The 18,140-nt window shown below is 68.8% G+C and carries 21 protein-coding genes; 10 read left to right on the top strand and 11 right to left on the bottom strand.

Annotated elements, in window-relative coordinates; translation table 11 throughout:
• The 5 genes from sucD (at window position 1) to purH (ending at window position 6,624) form a co-directional block, all read left to right on the top strand.
• On the top strand, window positions 1–915 hold the full coding sequence (gene sucD / locus NA3_RS18465; RefSeq protein ID WP_030515078.1) for a succinate--CoA ligase subunit alpha: 915 nt from the start codon (window positions 1–3) through the stop codon (window positions 913–915).
• A 391-nt stretch (window positions 916–1,306) separates the two neighbouring features.
• Window positions 1,307–2,467: a DUF5336 domain-containing protein gene (locus NA3_RS18460; protein WP_062964855.1), complete on the top strand. Its 1,161-nt coding sequence runs from the start codon at window positions 1,307–1,309 to the stop codon at window positions 2,465–2,467.
• A 155-nt stretch (window positions 2,468–2,622) separates the two neighbouring features.
• Window positions 2,623–4,332 (top strand): cell division protein PerM, encoded by a 1,710-nt coding sequence (locus NA3_RS18455; RefSeq protein WP_062964854.1) that lies wholly within the window; start codon window positions 2,623–2,625, stop codon window positions 4,330–4,332.
• A gap of 65 nt (window positions 4,333–4,397) precedes the next feature.
• Window positions 4,398–5,042, top strand: a complete 645-nt coding sequence (purN, locus tag NA3_RS18450) for a phosphoribosylglycinamide formyltransferase (protein WP_174561093.1) — start codon at window positions 4,398–4,400, stop codon at window positions 5,040–5,042.
• On the top strand, window positions 5,035–6,624 hold the full coding sequence (gene purH / locus NA3_RS18445) for a bifunctional phosphoribosylaminoimidazolecarboxamide formyltransferase/IMP cyclohydrolase (RefSeq protein WP_062964852.1): 1,590 nt from the start codon (window positions 5,035–5,037) through the stop codon (window positions 6,622–6,624). Before purN ends, purH begins: the two co-directional genes overlap by 8 nt.
• 83 nt (window positions 6,625–6,707) lie before the next feature.
• Here purH and NA3_RS18440 read toward each other — a convergent pair whose 3' ends face one another.
• Window positions 6,708–7,169, bottom strand: a complete 462-nt coding sequence (locus NA3_RS18440) for a hypothetical protein (protein ID WP_062964851.1) — start codon at window positions 7,167–7,169, stop codon at window positions 6,708–6,710.
• A 187-nt stretch (window positions 7,170–7,356) separates the two neighbouring features.
• Between NA3_RS18440 and NA3_RS18435 the strand changes: the two genes are divergently transcribed.
• Window positions 7,357–7,917 carry a LysM peptidoglycan-binding domain-containing protein gene (locus tag NA3_RS18435; RefSeq protein ID WP_062964850.1) on the top strand — a complete coding sequence of 187 codons (561 nt, stop codon included), beginning with the start codon at window positions 7,357–7,359 and terminating at the stop codon, window positions 7,915–7,917.
• A 57-nt stretch (window positions 7,918–7,974) separates the two neighbouring features.
• Here NA3_RS18435 and rpsR read toward each other — a convergent pair whose 3' ends face one another.
• The 4 genes from rpsR to rpmB all read right to left on the bottom strand — a co-directional run bounded on the left by rpsR (window position 7,975) and on the right by rpmB (window position 9,047).
• Complete coding sequence (gene rpsR / locus NA3_RS18430; RefSeq protein ID WP_040722001.1) at window positions 7,975–8,229, bottom strand: 30S ribosomal protein S18; 255 nt, start codon at window positions 8,227–8,229, stop codon at window positions 7,975–7,977.
• A 109-nt stretch (window positions 8,230–8,338) separates the two neighbouring features.
• Window positions 8,339–8,644 carry a 30S ribosomal protein S14 gene (rpsN, locus tag NA3_RS18425; RefSeq protein ID WP_062964849.1) on the bottom strand — a complete coding sequence of 102 codons (306 nt, stop codon included), beginning with the start codon at window positions 8,642–8,644 and terminating at the stop codon, window positions 8,339–8,341.
• Window positions 8,644–8,811 (bottom strand): 50S ribosomal protein L33, encoded by a 168-nt coding sequence (gene rpmG / locus NA3_RS18420; RefSeq protein WP_062964848.1) that lies wholly within the window; start codon window positions 8,809–8,811, stop codon window positions 8,644–8,646. The genes rpsN and rpmG overlap by 1 nt, the downstream gene beginning before the upstream one ends.
• Window positions 8,811–9,047: a 50S ribosomal protein L28 gene (gene rpmB / locus NA3_RS18415; protein WP_062964847.1), complete on the bottom strand. Its 237-nt coding sequence runs from the start codon at window positions 9,045–9,047 to the stop codon at window positions 8,811–8,813. Before rpmB ends, rpmG begins: the two co-directional genes overlap by 1 nt.
• Before the next feature lie 94 nt (window positions 9,048–9,141).
• Here rpmB and mrf point away from each other — a divergent pair, with 94 nt between their 5' ends.
• From mrf to rpmF, 3 genes are read left to right on the top strand one after another with little or no spacing between them, the layout of a single operon-like run.
• Window positions 9,142–10,446: a ribosome hibernation factor-recruiting GTPase MRF gene (mrf, locus tag NA3_RS18410; protein WP_227995567.1), complete on the top strand. Its 1,305-nt coding sequence runs from the start codon at window positions 9,142–9,144 to the stop codon at window positions 10,444–10,446.
• A gap of 4 nt (window positions 10,447–10,450) precedes the next feature.
• A complete protein-coding gene (locus NA3_RS18405; RefSeq protein ID WP_062964846.1) occupies window positions 10,451–10,729 on the top strand; it encodes a type B 50S ribosomal protein L31 in 279 nt (92 codons plus the stop codon).
• A 1-nt stretch (window position 10,730) separates the two neighbouring features.
• The gene (gene rpmF, locus NA3_RS18400; RefSeq protein WP_062964845.1) at window positions 10,731–10,904 is read left to right on the top strand and encodes a 50S ribosomal protein L32; all 174 of its coding nucleotides are present in this window, start codon (window positions 10,731–10,733) and stop codon (window positions 10,902–10,904) included.
• A gap of 274 nt (window positions 10,905–11,178) precedes the next feature.
• Here the strand turns inward: rpmF and NA3_RS18395 are convergent, their stop codons facing one another.
• A complete protein-coding gene (locus NA3_RS18395; RefSeq protein WP_062964844.1) occupies window positions 11,179–11,595 on the bottom strand; it encodes a hypothetical protein in 417 nt (138 codons plus the stop codon).
• 380 nt (window positions 11,596–11,975) lie between these two features.
• Between NA3_RS18395 and NA3_RS18390 the strand changes: the two genes are divergently transcribed.
• Window positions 11,976–12,626, top strand: a complete 651-nt coding sequence (locus NA3_RS18390; protein ID WP_062964843.1) for a DUF8020 domain-containing protein — start codon at window positions 11,976–11,978, stop codon at window positions 12,624–12,626.
• A gap of 97 nt (window positions 12,627–12,723) precedes the next feature.
• On the opposite strand, the gene NA3_RS18385 is transcribed toward NA3_RS18390, so the two are convergent.
• From NA3_RS18385 to NA3_RS18365, 5 genes are all read right to left on the bottom strand, one after another.
• Window positions 12,724–13,551, bottom strand: coding sequence for an MHYT domain-containing protein (locus NA3_RS18385; RefSeq protein ID WP_062964842.1), 828 nt, complete (start codon window positions 13,549–13,551; stop codon window positions 12,724–12,726).
• 23 nt (window positions 13,552–13,574) lie between these two features.
• Window positions 13,575–14,198 carry a GTP-binding protein gene (locus NA3_RS18380; protein WP_372464285.1) on the bottom strand — a complete coding sequence of 208 codons (624 nt, stop codon included), beginning with the start codon at window positions 14,196–14,198 and terminating at the stop codon, window positions 13,575–13,577.
• Between the two features lie 151 nt (window positions 14,199–14,349).
• Window positions 14,350–14,724, bottom strand: a complete 375-nt coding sequence (locus tag NA3_RS18375) for a DUF742 domain-containing protein (protein WP_030515096.1) — start codon at window positions 14,722–14,724, stop codon at window positions 14,350–14,352.
• 8 nt (window positions 14,725–14,732) lie between these two features.
• Complete coding sequence (locus NA3_RS18370; protein WP_062964841.1) at window positions 14,733–15,143, bottom strand: roadblock/LC7 domain-containing protein; 411 nt, start codon at window positions 15,141–15,143, stop codon at window positions 14,733–14,735.
• The gene (locus NA3_RS18365; RefSeq protein ID WP_227995565.1) at window positions 15,140–18,028 is read right to left on the bottom strand and encodes an ATP-binding protein; all 2,889 of its coding nucleotides are present in this window, start codon (window positions 18,026–18,028) and stop codon (window positions 15,140–15,142) included. The genes NA3_RS18370 and NA3_RS18365 overlap by 4 nt, the downstream gene beginning before the upstream one ends.
• Window positions 18,029–18,140 lie beyond the last annotated feature (112 nt).

The following is an 18,140-nucleotide window of genomic DNA, read 5'->3' as shown; positions in this document are numbered from 1 at the left end:
ATGTCTATCTTCCTGAACAAGGACTCCAAGGTCATCGTCCAGGGCATCACCGGCGGCGAGGGCACCAAGCACACCGCGCTGATGCTGAAGGCCGGCACCCAGGTCGTCGGCGGCGTCAACGCCCGCAAGGCCGGCACCACCGTCTCGCACACCGCCAAGGACGGCTCGGCCGTCGAGCTGCCGGTGTTCGGCACCGTCGCCGAGGCCATCAAGGAGACCGGCGCCGACGTGTCGATCGCCTTCGTGCCGCCGAAGTTCGCCAAGGACGCCATCATCGAGGCCATCGACGCGGAGATCCCGCTGCTCGTGGTCATCACCGAGGGCATCCCGGTGCAGGACACCGCCTACGCGTGGGCCTACAACGTGGAGAAGGGCAACAAGACCCGGATCATCGGCCCCAACTGCCCCGGCATCATCACCCCGGGTGAGTCGCTGGTGGGCATCACCCCGGCCAACATCACCGGCAAGGGCCCGATCGGCCTGGTGTCGAAGTCCGGCACCCTGACCTACCAGATGATGTACGAGCTGCGTGACTTCGGCTTCTCGACCTCCATCGGCATCGGTGGCGACCCGGTCATCGGCACCACCCACATCGATGCCATCGAGGCGTTCGAGAAGGACCCGGAGACCAAGCTCATCGTCATGATCGGCGAGATCGGCGGCGACGCAGAAGAACGCGCGGCTGCCTACATTAAGGAGAACGTGACCAAGCCGGTCGTCGGCTACGTCGCGGGCTTCACCGCGCCGGAGGGCAAGACCATGGGCCACGCCGGCGCCATCGTCTCCGGTTCCTCGGGTACCGCCGCCGCGAAGAAGGAGGCCCTCGAGGCCGCGGGCGTGAAGGTCGGCAAGACCCCGTCCGAGACCGCCGCCCTGGCGCGCGAGATCCTGGAGAAGGCGTCGATCACCGCTTGATGGTTCGCCACTGCGAAGGCCGCCTCGTCGTCATGACAAGGCGGCCTTCGTTCTTCCTCTCGGCAGGTGAACGACGTGCTGCTGGGCAGTCGGCAGGTCGCTGCCGGGCAGGAGCAGTTCGCTGCGGTGGGCAGGTCAGCAGCGGTTGTCGTGGGCAGGGGAACAACCGTCGTTCAGGGTGCCGGGAAGAGGTGGCACAGGCCCAGCGCCCGCACCACCGTGCAGAACATTTCCGAAACGTCCATCCGATACCTCCGCTCGTCTTCGGTGACAACACGATCGAGACGGGTATGCGGTTCATAGCGAATTCTCGAGCTTGCCGCCAGTGGCGTCGTGGCCGTGACCGGCGCGCTCGAGTGCAGTAGCGTCAAGGGCATTCAGCCTGAAGCCGATGAAGGACTCGATAGGAGACGACCACATGTCCTACCCGACCGGGGGATCCGGGTACAACGCGCCCAATCAGACGCCCGGGCCCACACCCTCGTCCGGCCCCAGCTTCGGCCAGCAGCCGACAGGTAGTACCGGCGGCAGCTCGGGGCTTTCGGCGCTGAGCGGCAAGGGCTTGACGTTCTACCTGACCGTCGGAATCGCCGCGCTGGGCGTCATCAACTTCTTCCTGGGTTTCCTGGGATTCGCCACGCTGGATCTGTCCTCGTCCAGTGACAACTCGAACGACCGCACGCTCAACCTCTTCAACCAGGGCGGCACCGCTCCGCTGGCACTGTTGCTGTTCGCGGGTGTGCTGGCCGGAATCTCGCTGCTGCCCAAGCAGAAGCTGAACCACCCGATCGTCGCGGCAGCCTCGGTGGTGGGCTTCCTGACCGTCCTGTTGCAGGCACTGGATCAGGGGCCGGCCTTCAAGACCGCGGGCGCCGGCTGGGTCGTGGTCTTCCTCTCGCTCGTTCAGGCCGCAGCTGCCGTGGTCGCACTGCTGTTCGCGGTGGGCATCCTGTCCGAGCCCGAGGCCAAGCCAGCGGCAGCCGCCCCGGGCGCCGGCGGGTCGAGCGCCTACGGCCAGCAGTCCTCCTACGGCCAGAGCCAGCCGGGCCAGCAGCAGTCCTACGGCCAGGCCCAGGCCGGCCAGCAGGCCGCGTACGGCCAGTACGGCCAGCAGTACGGGCAGGCGCAGGGACAGGCCCAGCAGCAGTCGCAGGCAGGTCAGCAGCAGGCCGGCTATGGGCAGTACGGCCAGCAGTACGCCCAGGGGCAGTACGGTCAGCAGCCCTCGCCCTACGGCCAGCCCGGACAGCAGCCCTACGGGCAGCCGGGCCAGCAGGGGTACGGCGCGCAGGGTGCGCAGTCGCCCTACGGCCAGCGCCCGGCCGGTGGTGACGAGGCCGCGACCCAGCACTTCGGCGCCGCGGGCCAGCAGCCCGGCCAGTCCGGTCAGCAGTACGGTTCGCTGAACTTCGGTCAGCAGGGCCAGCAGGGGCAGCAGGGCCAGGCGGGACAGCCCGGTCAGCCCGGTACGCAGCCGTTCGGGGGCGAGCAGACCGGAAACCCGGCCGCCGACGCCACCAAGGCCTTCCGTCCCGAGGACGACAAGAAGTAGATCCGCTTCGACGCGACGATCGGCGAGTCAGGCGCTTTTCACGGCGCGCCTGACTCGCCGATCCGTTTTCGGCTGACACCCTGTCATGTCGGTGGTCGTGTCGTGCTTCGGCGAGTCAACCGGACGAGTCAACCAGGATCCCGCGAGGTAGTTCTATGAAGTCCGCACTGGTCCGATGGGCCGACCTTCGCGAACAGCGGGCCGGCGCGAGACCGGCGCAGGCTCGCCCGCATGCGGATGCGCCCCACCAGCGCAGTGGTCCCGGCGGCGCGGACGGATCCGAGGATCCGGTGTTCCTCTCCCTGAGTCCCGAGCGGGCCAAGGTGCTGCTCACCATCGCCGCTCGGGCGTCGAGTTTCACCGTGGTCGCCATCGTCGCGATCGTGCTGGTCACGCTGACGGCCGCGGGCAGCGGTATGACCGGCGCGTCGGGCGCGATCGCGGCCGGCTGGCTGGCCGTGCACCAGGTGCCGGTCGTGGTCGGCAAGACCTCGCTCGGCCTGCTGCCGCTGCTGCCGACCGCGGTGGTGTTGTGGCTGACCATGCGCGACTGCGCGCATGCCGTGTCGCCGCGCTCCTCGCGGGCCGATCTGGGCTGGATCGTCGGCGCCGCGCTCGCCGGCCCGCTGCTGGTCACCGCGGTCTGCCTGGCCGTGGCCGAGGACGCCGCGACGGCCGTGCCACTGCAGTCGCCCCATACCCTCACCGCCTTCTGCTGTGTGGCGGGTTTGCACCTGCTCGCCGCGGCCACCGGGATCGCGACCCGGCCGAATGCGCTGCGCGACCGGATCGCCTCCTCGCTGCCGGACTGGGTTTTCGCCGGGGCGCGGGCGGCGGCGCGCGCGCTGTGGCGCCTGCTGCTCGCCGGGGCGGTCCTCACGGTGGTGTCGTTCGTCCTGCACTGGTCGGTGATCGGCGGCACGTACGAGACAGCGGGCAATTTCGCGGGTGTCGTCGGTTTGACCGCGCTGTCGCTGGCCTATCTGCCGAACGTCGTGATCGCGGCGACCAGCGTGCTGATCGGTGCGGACGTGCACATCGGCGCCGGGGCGCTGAGCGTCTTCTCGGTCGCCGGGGCGCCGGTGCCCGCGCTGCCCGTGCTCGCCGCGGTGCCGAGCGGACCCGCGGCCGGCTGGTGGCCGATAGTGCTGCTGATTCCGGCGGCCGTCGGGGTGCGCGGCGGCCTCGACTGCGCGCGCGACTCCGCCGACGAGATGCGCAGCCCGTGGGCGACGGTGTTCTCGGCGGCGCTGGCGGCGCTCGCCCTGCTGCTGCTGGGGCTGCTCGCGGGCGGCACGGTCGGGTCGTTCGGGGAGATCGGGCCTGGCGTGCTGGTCACCGCCGGACTGACCTTCGCCTGGCTGACCCTGGCCGGATATGTCGGATTGCTGTGCGGGCGACGGTTTCTCGGCATTCCGCCCGCCGTGGTCGAACCGGGCCTCGGCGGTCGTTCCGGCCACCGCGGCCGTTACTTGCCCACCGACTACTCGCGCGACGAGTACGACCGGAACGAGGACGACCACGACGAGTACCGGGATCGCGGCTACGACCCGGATTTCGACCGCGACGACGACTACGACGACCGCGACGAACCGGGTTACATCGATCAGCTGTACGACGACCCGCGCTACGTCGAGTACGAATTCGAGGACGATGTCGCGGTCGAGGACGACTATCCGCAACCGGCCTACCGCCGCACCCGCTCCGTCGAGGTCGTGGAGGTCGACGGCGAACTGCTCGACGACGACCTCGCGCCCGCGCACGCCGATCCGGACGACGAATTCGACGCCGGAAACTCCGACATCGTCGACGCGGAAGTGGTAGAGGGTGACCTGCCGGAGAGTCCCGGCAGGGGCGGTCGTTAGGCTCTAACCCGGCGGACCTTGGGTTCGCCGCCCTCCGGCAGCCCCGACGCACAGGGAGTAGAGCGCTGACCACCCCGCCCGCCCAGCTGGTCCCTCCGACCGCGCCTGCGACCCTCGTCGTCCTCGCCTCGGGCACGGGATCGCTGCTGCAATCGCTGATCGCGGCCACCGAGCGGCCGGAGTATCCGGCGCGCATCGCCGCCGTGGGCGTGGACCGGATCTGCGCCGCGACCGACCATGCGGTGCGGGCCGGCATCCCGGACTTCCGCGTCGCCCCCGCCGACCATCCCGATCGGTCCGCCTGGGATATCGCGCTGACCGACGCGGTCGCCGCCTACGCACCCGACCTGGTGGTGTCGGCCGGATTCATGCGCCTGTTCGGCCCGAAATTCCTGGAGCGATTCGAGGGCCGGATCATCAACACCCATCCCGCGCTGCTGCCGGCCTTCCCGGGCGCGCACGGGGTGCGCGACGCGCTGGCATACGGCGTGCGGGTGACGGGTTCCACCGTGCATCTCGTCGACGCGGGCGTCGACACCGGACCCATCCTCGCTCAGGAGCCGGTCGCGGTGCTGCCCGGCGACGACGAGGCGAGTTTGCACGAGCGCATCAAGGTTGTGGAGCGTCGGCTGCTGGCGGAGACCGTCGCCGCCGTCGCCACGCGAGGCATTGTCTGCGACGGACGAAAGGCAGTAATCCCAGATGAGTGAGGCCCCGGTTAGTGCACGCAGGGCGATTCGCAGGGCGTTGGTGAGCGTCTATGACAAAACCGGGCTCATCGAGCTGGCCACCGGACTGAACGACGCCGGTGTCGAGCTGGTGTCGACCGGCTCGACCGCCGCCCGCATCGCCGACGCCGGAATTCCGGTGACGAAGGTCGAAGACCTCACCGGTTTCCCCGAAACCCTCGACGGCCGGGTGAAGACGCTGCATCCCCGCGTGCACGCCGGCATCCTCGCCGACACCCGCAAGCAGGAACATCTCGATCAGCTGGTGGAACTGGGCGTCGAGGCGTTCCAGCTGGTGGTGGTGAACCTGTATCCGTTCACGCAGACCGTCGCCAGTGGCGCCACACCCGACGAATGTGTCGAGCAGATCGATATCGGCGGCCCGTCGATGGTGCGCGCGGCCGCGAAGAACCACCCCTCGGTCGCGGTCGTGGTCGACACCGGTGACTACAACGACGTGCTGGCCTCGGTGCGCGGTGGCGGTTTCACCCTCGCCGAGCGAACCGCGCTGGCGGCCAAGGCTTTCCAGCACACCGCGAGCTACGACGTCGCGGTCGCGAGCTGGATGACCAACGTGCTGACCGCCGACGATTCCGCGGATTCCGCTGCGGGGCAGCAGTTCCCGTCGTGGCTGGGCGGCGTGTGGACCCGCGACGCGGTGCTGCGCTACGGCGAGAACCCGCATCAGGCGGCGGCGCTGTATCGCAACGATTCCGGCCCGGCCGGGCTGGCGCAGGCCGAGCAGGTGCACGGCAAGGAGATGTCGTACAACAACTACACCGACGCCGATGCCGCCTGGCGGGCAGCCTGGGACCACGCCGAACCCGCGGTGGCCATCGTGAAGCACGCCAATCCGTGCGGCATCGCGGTCGGCGCCGATATCGCCGAAGCGCACCGCAAGGCGCACGCCTGTGATCCGGTGAGCGCGTTCGGCGGGGTGATCGCGGCCAACCGCGAGGTCACCGTCGAGATGGCCGAACAGGTGGCCGAGATCTTCACCGAGGTCATCGTGGCTCCCGGCTATGCCGACGGCGCGGTCGAGGTGCTGCAGCGCAAGAAGAACGTCCGCATCCTGATCGCCGACGAACCCCGGCGCGGTGGCGTCGAACTGCGGCCGATCAGCGGCGGCGCGCTGCTGCAGCAGACCGATATCGTCGACGCGGACGGTGACGACCCCGCCAACTGGACGCTCGCCACCGGCGAGGCGGCCGATGCCGAAACTCTCGCCGATCTCGAATTCGCTTGGCGCGCATGCCGGGCCGTGAAATCGAACGCGATTCTGCTGGCCCACGACGGCGCCTCGGTCGGTGTCGGCATGGGACAGGTCAACCGCGTCGATGCCGTGCATCTGGCGGTGCTGCGCGCCGGTGACCGGGCCAAGGGTTCGGTGGCGGCCTCCGACGCCTATTTCCCGTTCCCCGACGGCCCGCAGCAGCTGATCGCCGCGGGCGTGAAAGCCATTGTGCAGCCGGGTGGTTCGGTGCGCGACCAGTTGACCATCGACGCCTGCCGGGAGGCCGGAGTCACGATGTATCTCACCGGGGCGCGCCACTTCGCGCACTGATCGGGGCACACGAACGTCGCCGCCCGCCGGAGCTCCGGCGGGCGGCGACGTCGTTCTCCGAAAGCGTCGGCTGATTCGAATAATCAGTTGGCGCTCAATACCTTCCGGTCGCCCAGTGGCTTCTTCAGCGGAATCTCCAGGGTGCCGAAGACGGCGATCATGGTGCACATGCGCCCGGCCGCCTCGGGCAGCGTGCCGGCCTTCAGGGCGACGGTGACGGTGGTGTCGGTTTCGGTGGTGGCCGCGTCCACGCCGTAACATTCCGGCGAGCCGATCTGGAAATTCACCGCGATCCGGTCCGGGGCCACCCGGCTCCAACTGTCGAACGGCAGCGGGTGCGGAGAGGTGATCGTCGAGTTGGCGGTGAACATCCGGCCCGGTTGCGGTGGGTTCTGCTCGGTGGGAGTGCTCACCGCGGCCGTGGTCGTATTCGACTGTGCCCCACCGTTGTCGGAGTTCCCGCATGCGGTGACCAGCAGGGCCGGTAGTGCGAGGAGCGTGATTGCCGCCGCTGCGATGCGGCGTCGTCCGGGGAGGGAGTCCATGCGGTCACCCTATCGGCGGGAGTTGTCCGGCTGTGAGCCACATCCCAGTGAACATTCTGCGAACGCCGGCGCGTAACTGCTGCGAAATCCGATGCCCGCCAAGTATCGTTCGCAAACGATGAGCGAATGCGGTTCTGCGCCATCGAATCACCGATCGACACGACCTCTTCTCGAAAGGATCCACCGCGTGGGCGACACGTTGCAGGTAGGCGAGGAACTCGGCCTGGGTCAGGCCCTTCAGGGCGGCGCGTACACGCTGACTCTCCAAAACGATGGCAACTTGGTGCTTTCCGAGCCCGACGGCACCGTGGTGTGGGCGACCATGACCCACGAGCGGGGCGTCGAGCGCGCCGTCCTGCAGGAGGACGGCAACTTCGTGCTGTACTCCGGCAGCGGGCCCGTCTGGGCCACCGACACCAACGGGCAGGCCGCCGATCGCCTGGTCCTGCAATCGGACCGCAACCTCGTCCTGTACGGCCGGGACGGCGCCTCGCTGTGGGCGTCGGGCACAAACACCGACAATCCGATCGTGGTCGAGGAGTCGGTCGCCGCTCCGGCCGCCGAGCAGGTGCCTCCGCCGCCGGCGGCGCCGGAACCCCGCACCTACACCGTGGAGGCCGGTGACACGCTGTGGGCCATCGCGGAACGGTTCTACGGCGACGGCAACCGCTACCTGGAGATCGCCGGGGCGAGCGGCATCGAGAATCCGGATGTCATCAACGAGGGTCAGCTGCTGACCATTCCGTGACCGGAAACGACCGAACGCCCCCGGTGCCGCGGCATCGGGGGCGTGCGTGTTCGTTCGCTACCTACTGGTGAACGGCAGCAGCGCCATCTCGCGCGCGTTCTTCACCGCGACCGCCACCTGCCGCTGCTGTTGCGGGGTGAGTCCGGTGACGCGGCGGCTGCGGATCTTGCCGCGGTCGGAGATGAACGTGCGCAGCAGGTTCACATCCTTGTAGTCGACGGTTTCGACTCCGGCCGCGATCAGCGGATTCTTCTTGGGGCGCCGGGCCTGTTCGGCGCGGATCCGCTTCGACGGTGCTCGCTTGACTGCCATGTCAGTATCCTTTCTCGGCACGAACTCTGGGCCCTACGTGGTTACGCGAGCTGCCTCCTCCGGGCCCCGACCGTTCATGCCGGGTCCTTCCGACGAGATCTGCGATGGTCTACCAACTCGATTTGTGTACACCGGGCAGCTCCCCCCGGTGGGCCAGCTCGCGCACACGCACCCGGGATAGTCCGAACTTGCGGAGATGACCGCGGGGGCGGCCATCGGTGGCGTCCCGATTGCGCAATCGTACCGGACTGGCGTCGCGCGGCAGTCGCTGCAGCGCGAGCTGGGCTGCGGCCCGGCGATCGTCGGCCGTGGCCGGATTCCGGATCAGCTCCTTGAGCTCGGCGCGGCGTTCGGCGTAGCGGGCCACGATGTCGCGGCGTTGCTCGTTGCGCGCGATCTTGGATTTCTTCGCCATTACCGCTCCTCGCGGAATTCGACGTGCCGGCGCAGCAGCGGATCGTATTTGCGCAGCACCATGCGGTCGGGGTCGTTGCGGCGGTTCTTGCGGGTGACGTAGGTGTAGCCGGTACCGGCCGTCGACCGCAATTTCACGATGGGGCGAATCTCGTTGCTGCGCGCCATCAGATCTTCCCGCCTCGAGCGCGGATGCGAGCCACGACCGCTTCGATCCCGTCGCGGTCGATGGTCTTGATGCCCTTGGCCGAGACACGCAGCGTGATGCGGCGGCCCTCGCTGGGCAGGAAGTAGGTCTTGCGCTGGATGTTCGGATCCCAGCGCCGGTTGGTCCGAACGTGGGAGTGCGAGACGGACTTACCGAAGCCCGGCTTGCGGCCGGTGACCTGGCAGTGGGCCGACATGGGGCTCCTTTCTGAAAATCATTTTCGACAACGGTCGCCGCAGACTGTACCGTGTGGCTGGAGCAAATGAAAATCATTATCGAAAGGGGTTCCGGTGCTGTCACATCCCGACCGCCGCACGCCCGTCGTGCTGCTGGCGGGCTTCCAGGGGCCGGTCGCGGACGGTATGGACCACATCGCGCGATTGCTGGGTGCGGCGCCCGGCACGGCCGTCGTGCGTCACGATCTCGGTTCGCTGCGGGAAGGCGTGGTCCGCCGCCGGGTGGACCTCGACGGCCGGGAGACGGCGAGCGTGCACGAACTCGCGCACGGCTGCGTCTCCTGCACCCTGCGCGCCGATCTGCTGCCGCTGCTGTGCCGGTTGGCGGCACGGGACTCGGTGCACCGCATCGTGATCGCCCTGGATCCGGCCTTCGAAGCGGAGGCCGTGTGCCATGCGATCGACACCGTGACCGTGGTCGACATGGTGGGCCGCGTGGACGGCCCCGCGGGCCGTGATGTGCGGATCGAGGCGGTGGTCACCGGCCTCGACGCGCGCAGCTGGCTTTCCGACGCGCTGAGTGACGAGACCCTCGACGAGCGCGCCGGAGGGCCCGGTGACGACGATCGGACCGTGGCGCAGCTGGCCGTCGGACAGGTCGAATTCGCCGATGCGGTGGTGGTTTTCGCCGCGGACCGGGTGAGCGACGGGGAGCGCGACGTGGTGCGGTCGGTCGTGGATCGGCTCGTGCCCCGGGCTCCGTCGATCTGGGTCGGTGACGGACGCGACGTAGCGGGGGCGCGCATCGAGATGTTGCTCGACCGCATCCCCGCCGATTCCCGGCGCGGCCGCGTCTTCGACGCGCACGCACCGCTGCTGCGCGGCCGGCCGCCGCTGGTCGAGGAACACGGCGTGGCATTGGTCGAATTCGCCACCGATCGCCCGTTCCACCCGACCCGCCTGCACGAAGCGCTGGATGTGCTGTTCGAGGGAGTGGTCACCGCGCGCGGGCGGATATGGCTGGCGACCCAGCCCGAGCGGGTGGTGTGGCTGGAATCCGCCGGTGGCGGCTTGCGGGTCGGCGACGCCGGACCGTGGCTGGCGGCGATGAGTCCCGCGGAACTGGCTTCCGTCGACCCCGATCGGCGCGCGCTGGCGGCGCTGCGCTGGGACGAGGATTTCGGGGACCGCGACATCTCGCTGGTGATTCTCACCTGCGGTGCCGATCCGGACGAGATCCGTACCGCGCTGCACTGGGCACTGCTGGACGAGGCCGAGATGATCCTGCTGCGCAATGCGCCGGATCTGGTCGCCCAGTGGGCCGATCCGTTCGGCGAGTTCCACGAGGACCCGTGCGAGACAACGCAATCCGACAACTCCGGCGGCCGTGGCGTCGATTCCCGGCCGAACGAAAGGTAGGGCGATGAAATCAGGGATTCACCCGGAGTACCACCCGGTGGTCTTCGAGGATGTGAGCACCGGCAAACGCTTCCTCACCCGTTCGACGGCGACGAGCACCCGCACCGTCGAATGGTCCGACGGCAACAGCTATCCGCTGATCACCGTCGACGTCACCGCGGATTCTCATCCGTTCTGGACCGGGGCGCACCGCGTTCTCGACACCCAGGGCCGGGTGGAGAAATTCGAACGCAAATACGGCAGGCGCACACCGCGTTCCGCGCCGGTACGAGAGGAGAACTGAGATGGCGGTCCCGAAGCGACGCCTGTCACGCGCCAACACCCACAGCCGGCGTTCGAACTGGAAGGCGACTCCGCCCGACCTGGTGCCGGTGAACGTCGGGGGCGTCGTGCACAAGATCCCGCGCCGGCTGGTCACCGCCGTGCGACGGGGCCTGATCGACCCGAACCGGCTGTAGGATTCGACGTCCGGTCGGCCGAATTTTTTGTGTCGTTTGCCTGAATCGAGCGACCGTTTGGTTATCGAATAAATCGGAGCCAGCAGGGATATCGGCGCCATCACGCTTGCGAAATGGTAGCTGGAAGATGAAACACCAACTGCGGGTTGGTTTTTGGCGTCGGAAAAAGTCCGGCGGAAACGCTGCTATCCGAGGGCGATACCGGTACCCTCGTCGCTGAGGGCGGGTTCTCCTGGTGACAGGAGAACCCGCTCATCGCCACTTTCCAGGCCTTTCACCCACGCTGCGCGGCAGACGATGGCGCTTCCAGTGCCCGCTGTCCGGCCTGTGGCGTCTCGTCCGGCTTCGGTCGCAACGCCTCGAGCAGCGACTCCCAGCGCGCGATCTGCTCACCGATCACCGCCGCCGGGTTCTCCAGCAGCGCGGCCACCAGCGACAGCGGCCACGGCAATTCGGCCGCGGGTGGCGCCTGCCGGGCCAGTTCCAGCACGGTCGTCTCCAGGTCGGCGATCTCGGTGCGCAGCTCCGCGATCTGCCGCAGGGCGGCGCCCAGCGCCTCGACGACCGTCCGTTCCGAGATGGCGCCGCCGTTCGTGCCGTCGTCGTCGCCCAGCTGGGGCCAGCCCGCCAAACCGGGACCGCGCAGCTGAATCTGAACATCGCGCAATATCGCTTCCTGCTCCGGAGTCACATCCGGTACCTCTCTCATCGCTCCCGCGGCGGGCCGAAATGCCTGCTCCACACTGTAATTCGCGAAGCCCCTCCCGTGCACCGAGACCGGGTGCCTACGCCGTGGTGCGAGGGGGTCCGGCCGGGGCGGGCGCCGCCGCCTGCGGGGAGTCCGAGACGCGGCTTCGCGGGGAGGCTGCGCGTTTGCCGACTCGCGCTCAACGGCCCGAAAATGTCCGAATTTTCAGTTTCTTAACATTCCTGGCATCTTCTTGGCGGCTTATTAACGGCCTTTGTTACGTGTTCGTAATGGGTGCACGACAGCCTGTCTAAGGGTTTCGAATTCGAGCTCAGGCGCCAGGGTATCGGCGCCGCAAACTGCTGAAGAAAGTGTATGAGGGAATGAAGCTCAGGAAGTTCGCCGCAACATCGGCTCTGGTCATCGCTGCTCTTGGGATCTCCACAGGCACCGCATTCGCAGCCCCCGCTCCGGCCGCCAACCCCGATATTCATTACACGGCAAACGTTGTCGACAAATCCGTCGTGGTGAAGACCGACGCCGGATCGCTGACGACCGAAGGCAACGAGTTCCAGGTTCGCGACAACCAGGGCAAGGTAGTAGCCGGATTTCCGCTGAGCTATCAGCACGACGGTCTGGAGTACCCGATCGCCGCGCAGATCGACGGCAATCAGGCCACCCTGGTCCCGAGCACCGACCGCGCTGCCGCCCACCCGGCGCAGATGCTGCACGACGTGGCCAGCCGTTCGGATCTCGACGCGGCCAACCAGAGCGCGATCAACGAGCTCGGCATCGCCACCAGCATCGGCACCCTCGTCGGCACCGCGATCGGCCTGGCCGGCGGCTGTGTGCTCGGCGCTGCCCTCGGCACCCCGTTCCTGGTCGTTCCGGGCTGGATCGGCGGCTGCCTGACCGGTGCCGCCCTGGGCGCCCCGCTGGGTGCCGCGGCCGGTCTGGTCGGCGTCGGTGGTATCTCCGGCGTGCTGGTCGCGATCGAGTACTTCAACCGGATCAACGCGCCCGCGGAATCGTAATCTCGCGACAGCGCAACGCAATCGGGGCGGGCCCTACGGCCCGCCCCGATTGTCGTCTGTGCGCGGCTCGGCCCCGCTCGGCCGGCGCGGTCGTCGCTCAGCCCACCGGTTGCGGTGCCCGTCCCGCGGGCCGGACCTTGGCGGTCGGCGAGGCGGCCTGCCCGGCAGCGGAATTCGCCGCCTGAGCCAGCTGCCGCGAGCGGGTGGTGCCGGTGCGGTCGGGAGCGACCAGGACCGCGGTGATCGGCACCGCGAGCGACAGGGTGCCCACCACGAACACCGGGACGAAGAGGGTGAACAGATCGTCGCCGTCGGGCTGGCCGACCGCGGTGTCGAGATGGACGTGCACTCCGGCCTGACCGAGGTAGTGGATCGCGGTGACCGCGAGCGCGTACAGCACGGCCGCACCGGCGAGGGGCAGCATCGTGCCGAAACGGGTGGTGGCCCAGAGCACACCGATCGAGGCCGCGATGGCCAGCGCTCCCGCCCCCAGCGACATCCAGATGTTCACATCGACCGACCCCTGCACTCGGATCGCGCCCATGGCGAGCAGGTGCATGATCCCGATGCCGAGGCCCATCACCACGCCGCCGCTGATCACCCGCACCAGTGTGTTCACCTTGCCCGTGATCACCAGTCCGGCCAGAACCGCCGCCACCGCGATGGCCGTGGCCACGACCAACCGGGGGATGTCGTAGCGGATCTCACCGGCCGACACCCCCACGCCGAGCATGGTGACGTAGACCGCGAGCCAGGTGCCGACGCCACCGATGGACACGGCCGCCGCGGTGAGCCACACCATCCGGAACCGCGCGGTGACCGAAAGCGTCGACTGGCGAACACAGGCCAGCCCGACCACCGCGCCGGCCGCGGAAACCCCGAGTGCCAGGCCCAGCACCCAGTACCCCATGGTGAAGTAGTTCATCGCTTCCCCTCCGCTCGCAACGCTCAGCTCTGTCCCACCGTCGCGTGGGTGGCCGTCAGCCGCTGAATCGCGTATTCGGTGACCGCGGCGAGCGCCCGCCGCACCTCCCCGGCGTCGCGGGCGTCGATGTCGACCACCGGCACGCCCTCGCGGATCGACAGCGCCTCCCGCAGTTCGGCGACCGGGAAACGTGGCGCGTTCGGAAACCTGTTGACCGCCACCAGGAACGGCAACCCGCGCGCCTCGAAGAAGTCGACCGCGGCGAAGCTGTCCTCGATCCGGCGCGTGTCGACCAGCACGACGGCGCCGATCGCACCCCGGATCAGGTCGTCCCACATGAACCAGAATCGGCGCTGTCCGGGCGTGCCGAACAGGTACAGCGTCAGATTGCCGGGCAGGATGATGCGGCCGAAATCCATGGCCACCGTGGTGGTTTCCTTGCCAGGGGTGGCGGACAGGTCGTCGATACCGTCGGATACGCCGGTCACCATGGCCTCGGTGCGCAGCGGCACGATCTCCGAGACCGCACCGACGAAGGTGGTCTTCCCGGCGCCGAACCCGCCCGCGACCACGATCTTGGTCGAAGCGGTGCGGCTGTCGGGCTCCGGGTGGGGCGGCATCGGAGCCGTCGAGTTCTGAAAGTGCATGGGGGGATTCTGGTATGGAAGCGGCGGTTGCGGGTGCGAGCCCGGGGAATTGGCTCCGGGCGAATCGATCTGCGGGGAATTCGGCTGCGGTGCGGGCGGATACCGCTCGGCCGTCGAGGGCGCCGCGGGGCGAAGGGGCGGTGCCGCGGTGTCAAAGGGCACGGAGTCCACGCAGGGTCCTCTCCATCAGGGATCGCCGCTCGTCGAAACTGGCATCCTCGCTGAGCGTGGTGTGCACCCGGAGGGTCCCGGCCACCACGAGGTCGCCGATCACCACCCGGATCATGCCCAGAGGACGTTGCAGATGGGCGGCGATTTCGGCGACCGAGAGCCGACCCGCGCCCAGACGCAGAATATCTGTTCGAATATCGCCTGCGGGCCAATCGAATTGATTGGCGTAGGGCAGTGTCTCCACGACCGCCTCGAGGGGCAGTTCGACCGCGGGTTCGGTGCGCCCAGCGGTCAGCGCATAAGGACGGACGCGTGTGGTTGGCCGGCCGGACCCGGCTCCGAACGAGCTCGACATCGCAATCGTCAGACCGCCGAACGGGCCGTGGCTTGCACGACCGATCCGACTCGATCGACGAGCAGGGCCATCTCGTAGCCGATGCGGCCGATGTCGTGCTGCTTGTTGGCCAGTACCGCCAGGTGCGAGCCGTTGCCGACGCTCATCACCAGCAGGTAGCCGCGCTGCATGTCGACGATCGACTGCATCACCTTGCCGCCGTTGAACAATTGCGCCGCCCCCGCCGACAGACTCGCCAGACCGGCGGTCACCGCGGAGAGCTGTTCGGCGCGATCGGACGGGAGATGCGGGCTGGTCGCCTGGAGCAGGCCGTCGGCCGACACGAGCACCGCGTGCGAGACTCCAGGCACCTCTCTGGTGAAGCGGGTGACGAGCCAATTCAAATTCTCGTCTGTCGTGTTCTGCGCAGTGTCGGTCATGCAAAGCCTCCGTCGTTCTGCTGAGCGTTGTTCCGCCCGGCCGAGTCGTAGCCGGCCGTATCGGCCGGGTCGTACTGGGCCGTGTTGTCTCGGACGCTGACGCGTCCGCTGCGGACGCCGCTCAGATGTCTGGACAAGTTGTTGCGGATTTCCTCCGGATCCCGAGCCTCGACGACATCCTCCTGCGTCAGACCGCCGGGCACCAGCTGCGCACCGGGCCGGCGGATGGGCAGGCCACCCGTGGTACGGGTGGTCGCGGTCGGGGAACTGGCGTCCGCGGCCGCCGCCCAGCCTTCGTCGGCGGGAGACGACCAGGCGCCGGTCGGCGCGTTCGAGGACGGTTCGACCAGCCATTCCGACACCATGCGCTGATAGATCGGCGTGGGGGATTCCGGTTTGGCCGGCGCCTGAGCATCCTGCTGGTCGGCATCGTGCTGGTAGGCGTCGGGCCGGGGTGGCGCGAGGGTCGCGCCGTGGCGGGACAGCGGCGCCGGTTCACGGTCCGGAGTGCGCTGCGCCGGGGCCATGATCGCCGTTTCGGCCCAGATATCGATGGGCTGCGGCTGGGGCTGGGGTTGCGGCCGCGGATCGGCCGGGGCGGGACGCCGGGGCGGCACGATTTGTCCGAGGTCGCGGTCGGTCACCGGGTTCCACGGATCGGAGACCGGGGCGAAACTGTCGCCGCGGTCCGCGGTTTCGGCCTCCTCGGCCTCGGCGCGCTCGGCGCGGGGATTCTCCTCGGCGTGGTCGTCGTGGAAGGCGTCCTCGCGTCCGGTCTCGGCACCGCGCAATACGCCGTCGTCGTGGGGTTCCGCCGCGCGGTCGCCGGTCTCCGCGACGTCGGGCAGGGGGGTGAGCCGGGTGACCGGGGCCGCCGCGGGTTCGGAGTCCGACTGGCCGGTCGGGCGCCGCTGCGGCAGTCCGGCGCTGGTGAAACGGGCCGGCTCCGAACTCTCCCCGAACCGCTCCGGCGGATTCGGCACCGCGGTGAGAGTGCGGCCGGGAGCGGGGAACTCGGTCACCGGGGACGGGAAGTCCGCGGCCGGCGTGGTGAAGGTCGAGATGGCCGGCGGAACCACGGCCTCCGCGGGCGAGACCAGCGCACCCGGTAGATGCACACTGGCCGTGATGCCCGGCTGCTGCGCCATCGTGGAGGTGCGGCGCAGGCCGACCGTGATGGTGTGCCGTGCCGCCAGCCGACCGACCACGAAAAGACCCATGCGGCGCGCGGTTTCGATGGTGACCTCACCACCGGAGGCCAGGCGCTCGTTGATCGCGCGCATATCCTCGGCGGACATGCCCAGGCCGCGGTCGGTGATCTCGATCAGATATCCGCCGTCCACCGCGCGCGACACCGAAACCGCCACCGGCGTGTTCGGCGGTGAGTAGCGCAGCGAGTTGTCGATCAGCTCGGCCAGCAGGTGTTCGATGTCGACGGCGGGCTCACCGGCGACGATACCGTCGGGCACCGAACCGATTTCGACGCGTTGATAGTCCTCGACCTGGGAGACCGCACTCCATAGCATGTCCGACAGCGGCACCGGCGGCAGATGGCCGCGGCGCAGCGCGGTGCCGGCGAGCACCAGCAGGTTGTCGCCGTTTCGGCGCATGCGGGTGGCCAGGTGGTCGAGGCGGAACAGGCTCTGCAGCCGATCGGAGTCGTCCTCGTCGCGTTCCAGATCCTCGATCAGCGACAGCTGCTGTTCGACCAGCGATTGGCTACGCCGCGAGAGCGTTTCGAACATATTGCTGATCTGCAGGCGCAGACGGGCCTGCTCGGCGGCGAGGAACAGCGCCTGGCGGTGCATGTCGTCGACCGCTCGCGCCAGCTGACCGATCTCCTCGGTGGTCTGCACGTCGACCGGGACGATCTCGGGGGTCGCGCCGCCACCGCGCACGACCGCGAGTTCGGCGGGCAGATCGGTGTGCGCGACCTGCAGCGAATCGCGGCGCAGCCGGCGAATCGGGACGACCAGCGAGCGGGCGACCGCCAGCGCCAGGGCCAGGCCGGCCAGCAGGGTCACGACCACCAGCGCCACATCGCGCAGAACCGTGCCGCGCGCGTCGACCGAGCGGTCCGACAATCCGGAGTCGATCAGGTCGACCAGATGGTTGGTGGCCTCGTTGTAGGTGTCGGTACTGGTCTGCAGCGACTGGACGACACCGGGCACGTTGATCGGCTCGACCGCGTTCTGGCTCATCGCCGCGATACGCGTCTGCAGAGCGCCGAGCAGCACATCCGGCTTCAGCGCCGATTCCGGCTGCACGACCGCGTACTGGTTGATCATGGTGAGCTCGGCGCCGGTGGCCGTCAGGACCTGGGCCAGCACGGCCGGGTTGTTGCCGATCTCGCCGCTCTCCAGCGCCAGCTGCTGCTGGGTGAACATCTGGCGGGCGATGGCGATGACACCCATCTGCACGTAGTAGCGCTCGAGGGTGGTCTCCTTCGGCGTCGCCAGGGACGAGACCGCGTTGCTGACGTGGCCGTTCACCTCGCTCGCCTGTTTGACGACCTCCTGCGGCGCACCGCCGTGCAGGCTGTTGCGCAGGGTGCGCCCGGCCGCCAGCGCCTCGGTGAGTTCGGTGGCGACCCGCTTGTCGGCCGCCGAATTCTGCAGCGCCGTCTGCAGATCCGCCGCGGCCTGGTCGAACCGGGCCGCGGCCTGGTCCAGCGCCGACTGCGGAACGTGTTCGCCGTTGCCGAGGGTGACGGCGAGATTGTTGGCCGCCGAACCGAAGTCGAGGGTCGGCCGGATGATCCGCGCCTGCTCACTGGCTGTGTTCAGCTGTGAGACGGTGCCGAGTTCGTCCTTGATTCGAAGAACGGCGAATGCCGATGCCAGCACGACCGGCAGCAGTAGCACGATGCCGACCTTGCTAGTCACGGACAGATTGGACAGACTCCTCTGCCATGGCCGCGGTGCAGTGCCCATCCCGCTTCCGTCGCCTCCGCTCGCGCACGTGCCCCGGGTTCCGGCCGCCGCCCGCGTCTGGCCG

Source organism: Nocardia africana NBRC 100379 (assembly GCF_001612635.1).
Taxonomy (GTDB): Bacteria; Actinomycetota; Actinomycetes; order Mycobacteriales; family Mycobacteriaceae; genus Nocardia; species Nocardia africana.
Note: the sequence above shows the minus strand (reverse complement) of the source record. Positions and strands in the feature narration are given on the sequence as shown.

Coding starts and splice junctions, on each gene's coding strand:
- NA3_RS18405 (WP_062964846.1), top strand. CDS start 10,451: ATGAAATCAGGGATTCACCCGGAGTACCACCCGGTGGTCTTCGAGGAT.
- rpsN (WP_062964849.1), bottom strand. CDS start 8,644: ATGGCGAAGAAATCCAAGATCGCGCGCAACGAGCAACGCCGCGACATC.
- NA3_RS18380 (WP_372464285.1), bottom strand. CDS start 14,198: ATGCACTTTCAGAACTCGACGGCTCCGATGCCGCCCCACCCGGAGCCC.
- NA3_RS18460 (WP_062964855.1), top strand. CDS start 1,307: ATGAAGGACTCGATAGGAGACGACCACATGTCCTACCCGACCGGGGGA.
- NA3_RS18455 (WP_062964854.1), top strand. CDS start 2,623: ATGAAGTCCGCACTGGTCCGATGGGCCGACCTTCGCGAACAGCGGGCC.
- NA3_RS18390 (WP_062964843.1), top strand. CDS start 11,976: ATGAAGCTCAGGAAGTTCGCCGCAACATCGGCTCTGGTCATCGCTGCT.
- NA3_RS18375 (WP_030515096.1), bottom strand. CDS start 14,724: ATGTCGAGCTCGTTCGGAGCCGGGTCCGGCCGGCCAACCACACGCGTC.
- NA3_RS18370 (WP_062964841.1), bottom strand. CDS start 15,143: ATGACCGACACTGCGCAGAACACGACAGACGAGAATTTGAATTGGCTC.
- purH (WP_062964852.1), top strand. CDS start 5,035: ATGAGTGAGGCCCCGGTTAGTGCACGCAGGGCGATTCGCAGGGCGTTG.
- rpmF (WP_062964845.1), top strand. CDS start 10,731: ATGGCGGTCCCGAAGCGACGCCTGTCACGCGCCAACACCCACAGCCGG.
- rpmB (WP_062964847.1), bottom strand. CDS start 9,047: ATGTCGGCCCACTGCCAGGTCACCGGCCGCAAGCCGGGCTTCGGTAAG.
- NA3_RS18440 (WP_062964851.1), bottom strand. CDS start 7,169: ATGGACTCCCTCCCCGGACGACGCCGCATCGCAGCGGCGGCAATCACG.
- rpsR (WP_040722001.1), bottom strand. CDS start 8,229: ATGGCAGTCAAGCGAGCACCGTCGAAGCGGATCCGCGCCGAACAGGCC.
- rpmG (WP_062964848.1), bottom strand. CDS start 8,811: ATGGCGCGCAGCAACGAGATTCGCCCCATCGTGAAATTGCGGTCGACG.
- sucD (WP_030515078.1), top strand. CDS start 1: ATGTCTATCTTCCTGAACAAGGACTCCAAGGTCATCGTCCAGGGCATC.
- NA3_RS18385 (WP_062964842.1), bottom strand. CDS start 13,551: ATGAACTACTTCACCATGGGGTACTGGGTGCTGGGCCTGGCACTCGGG.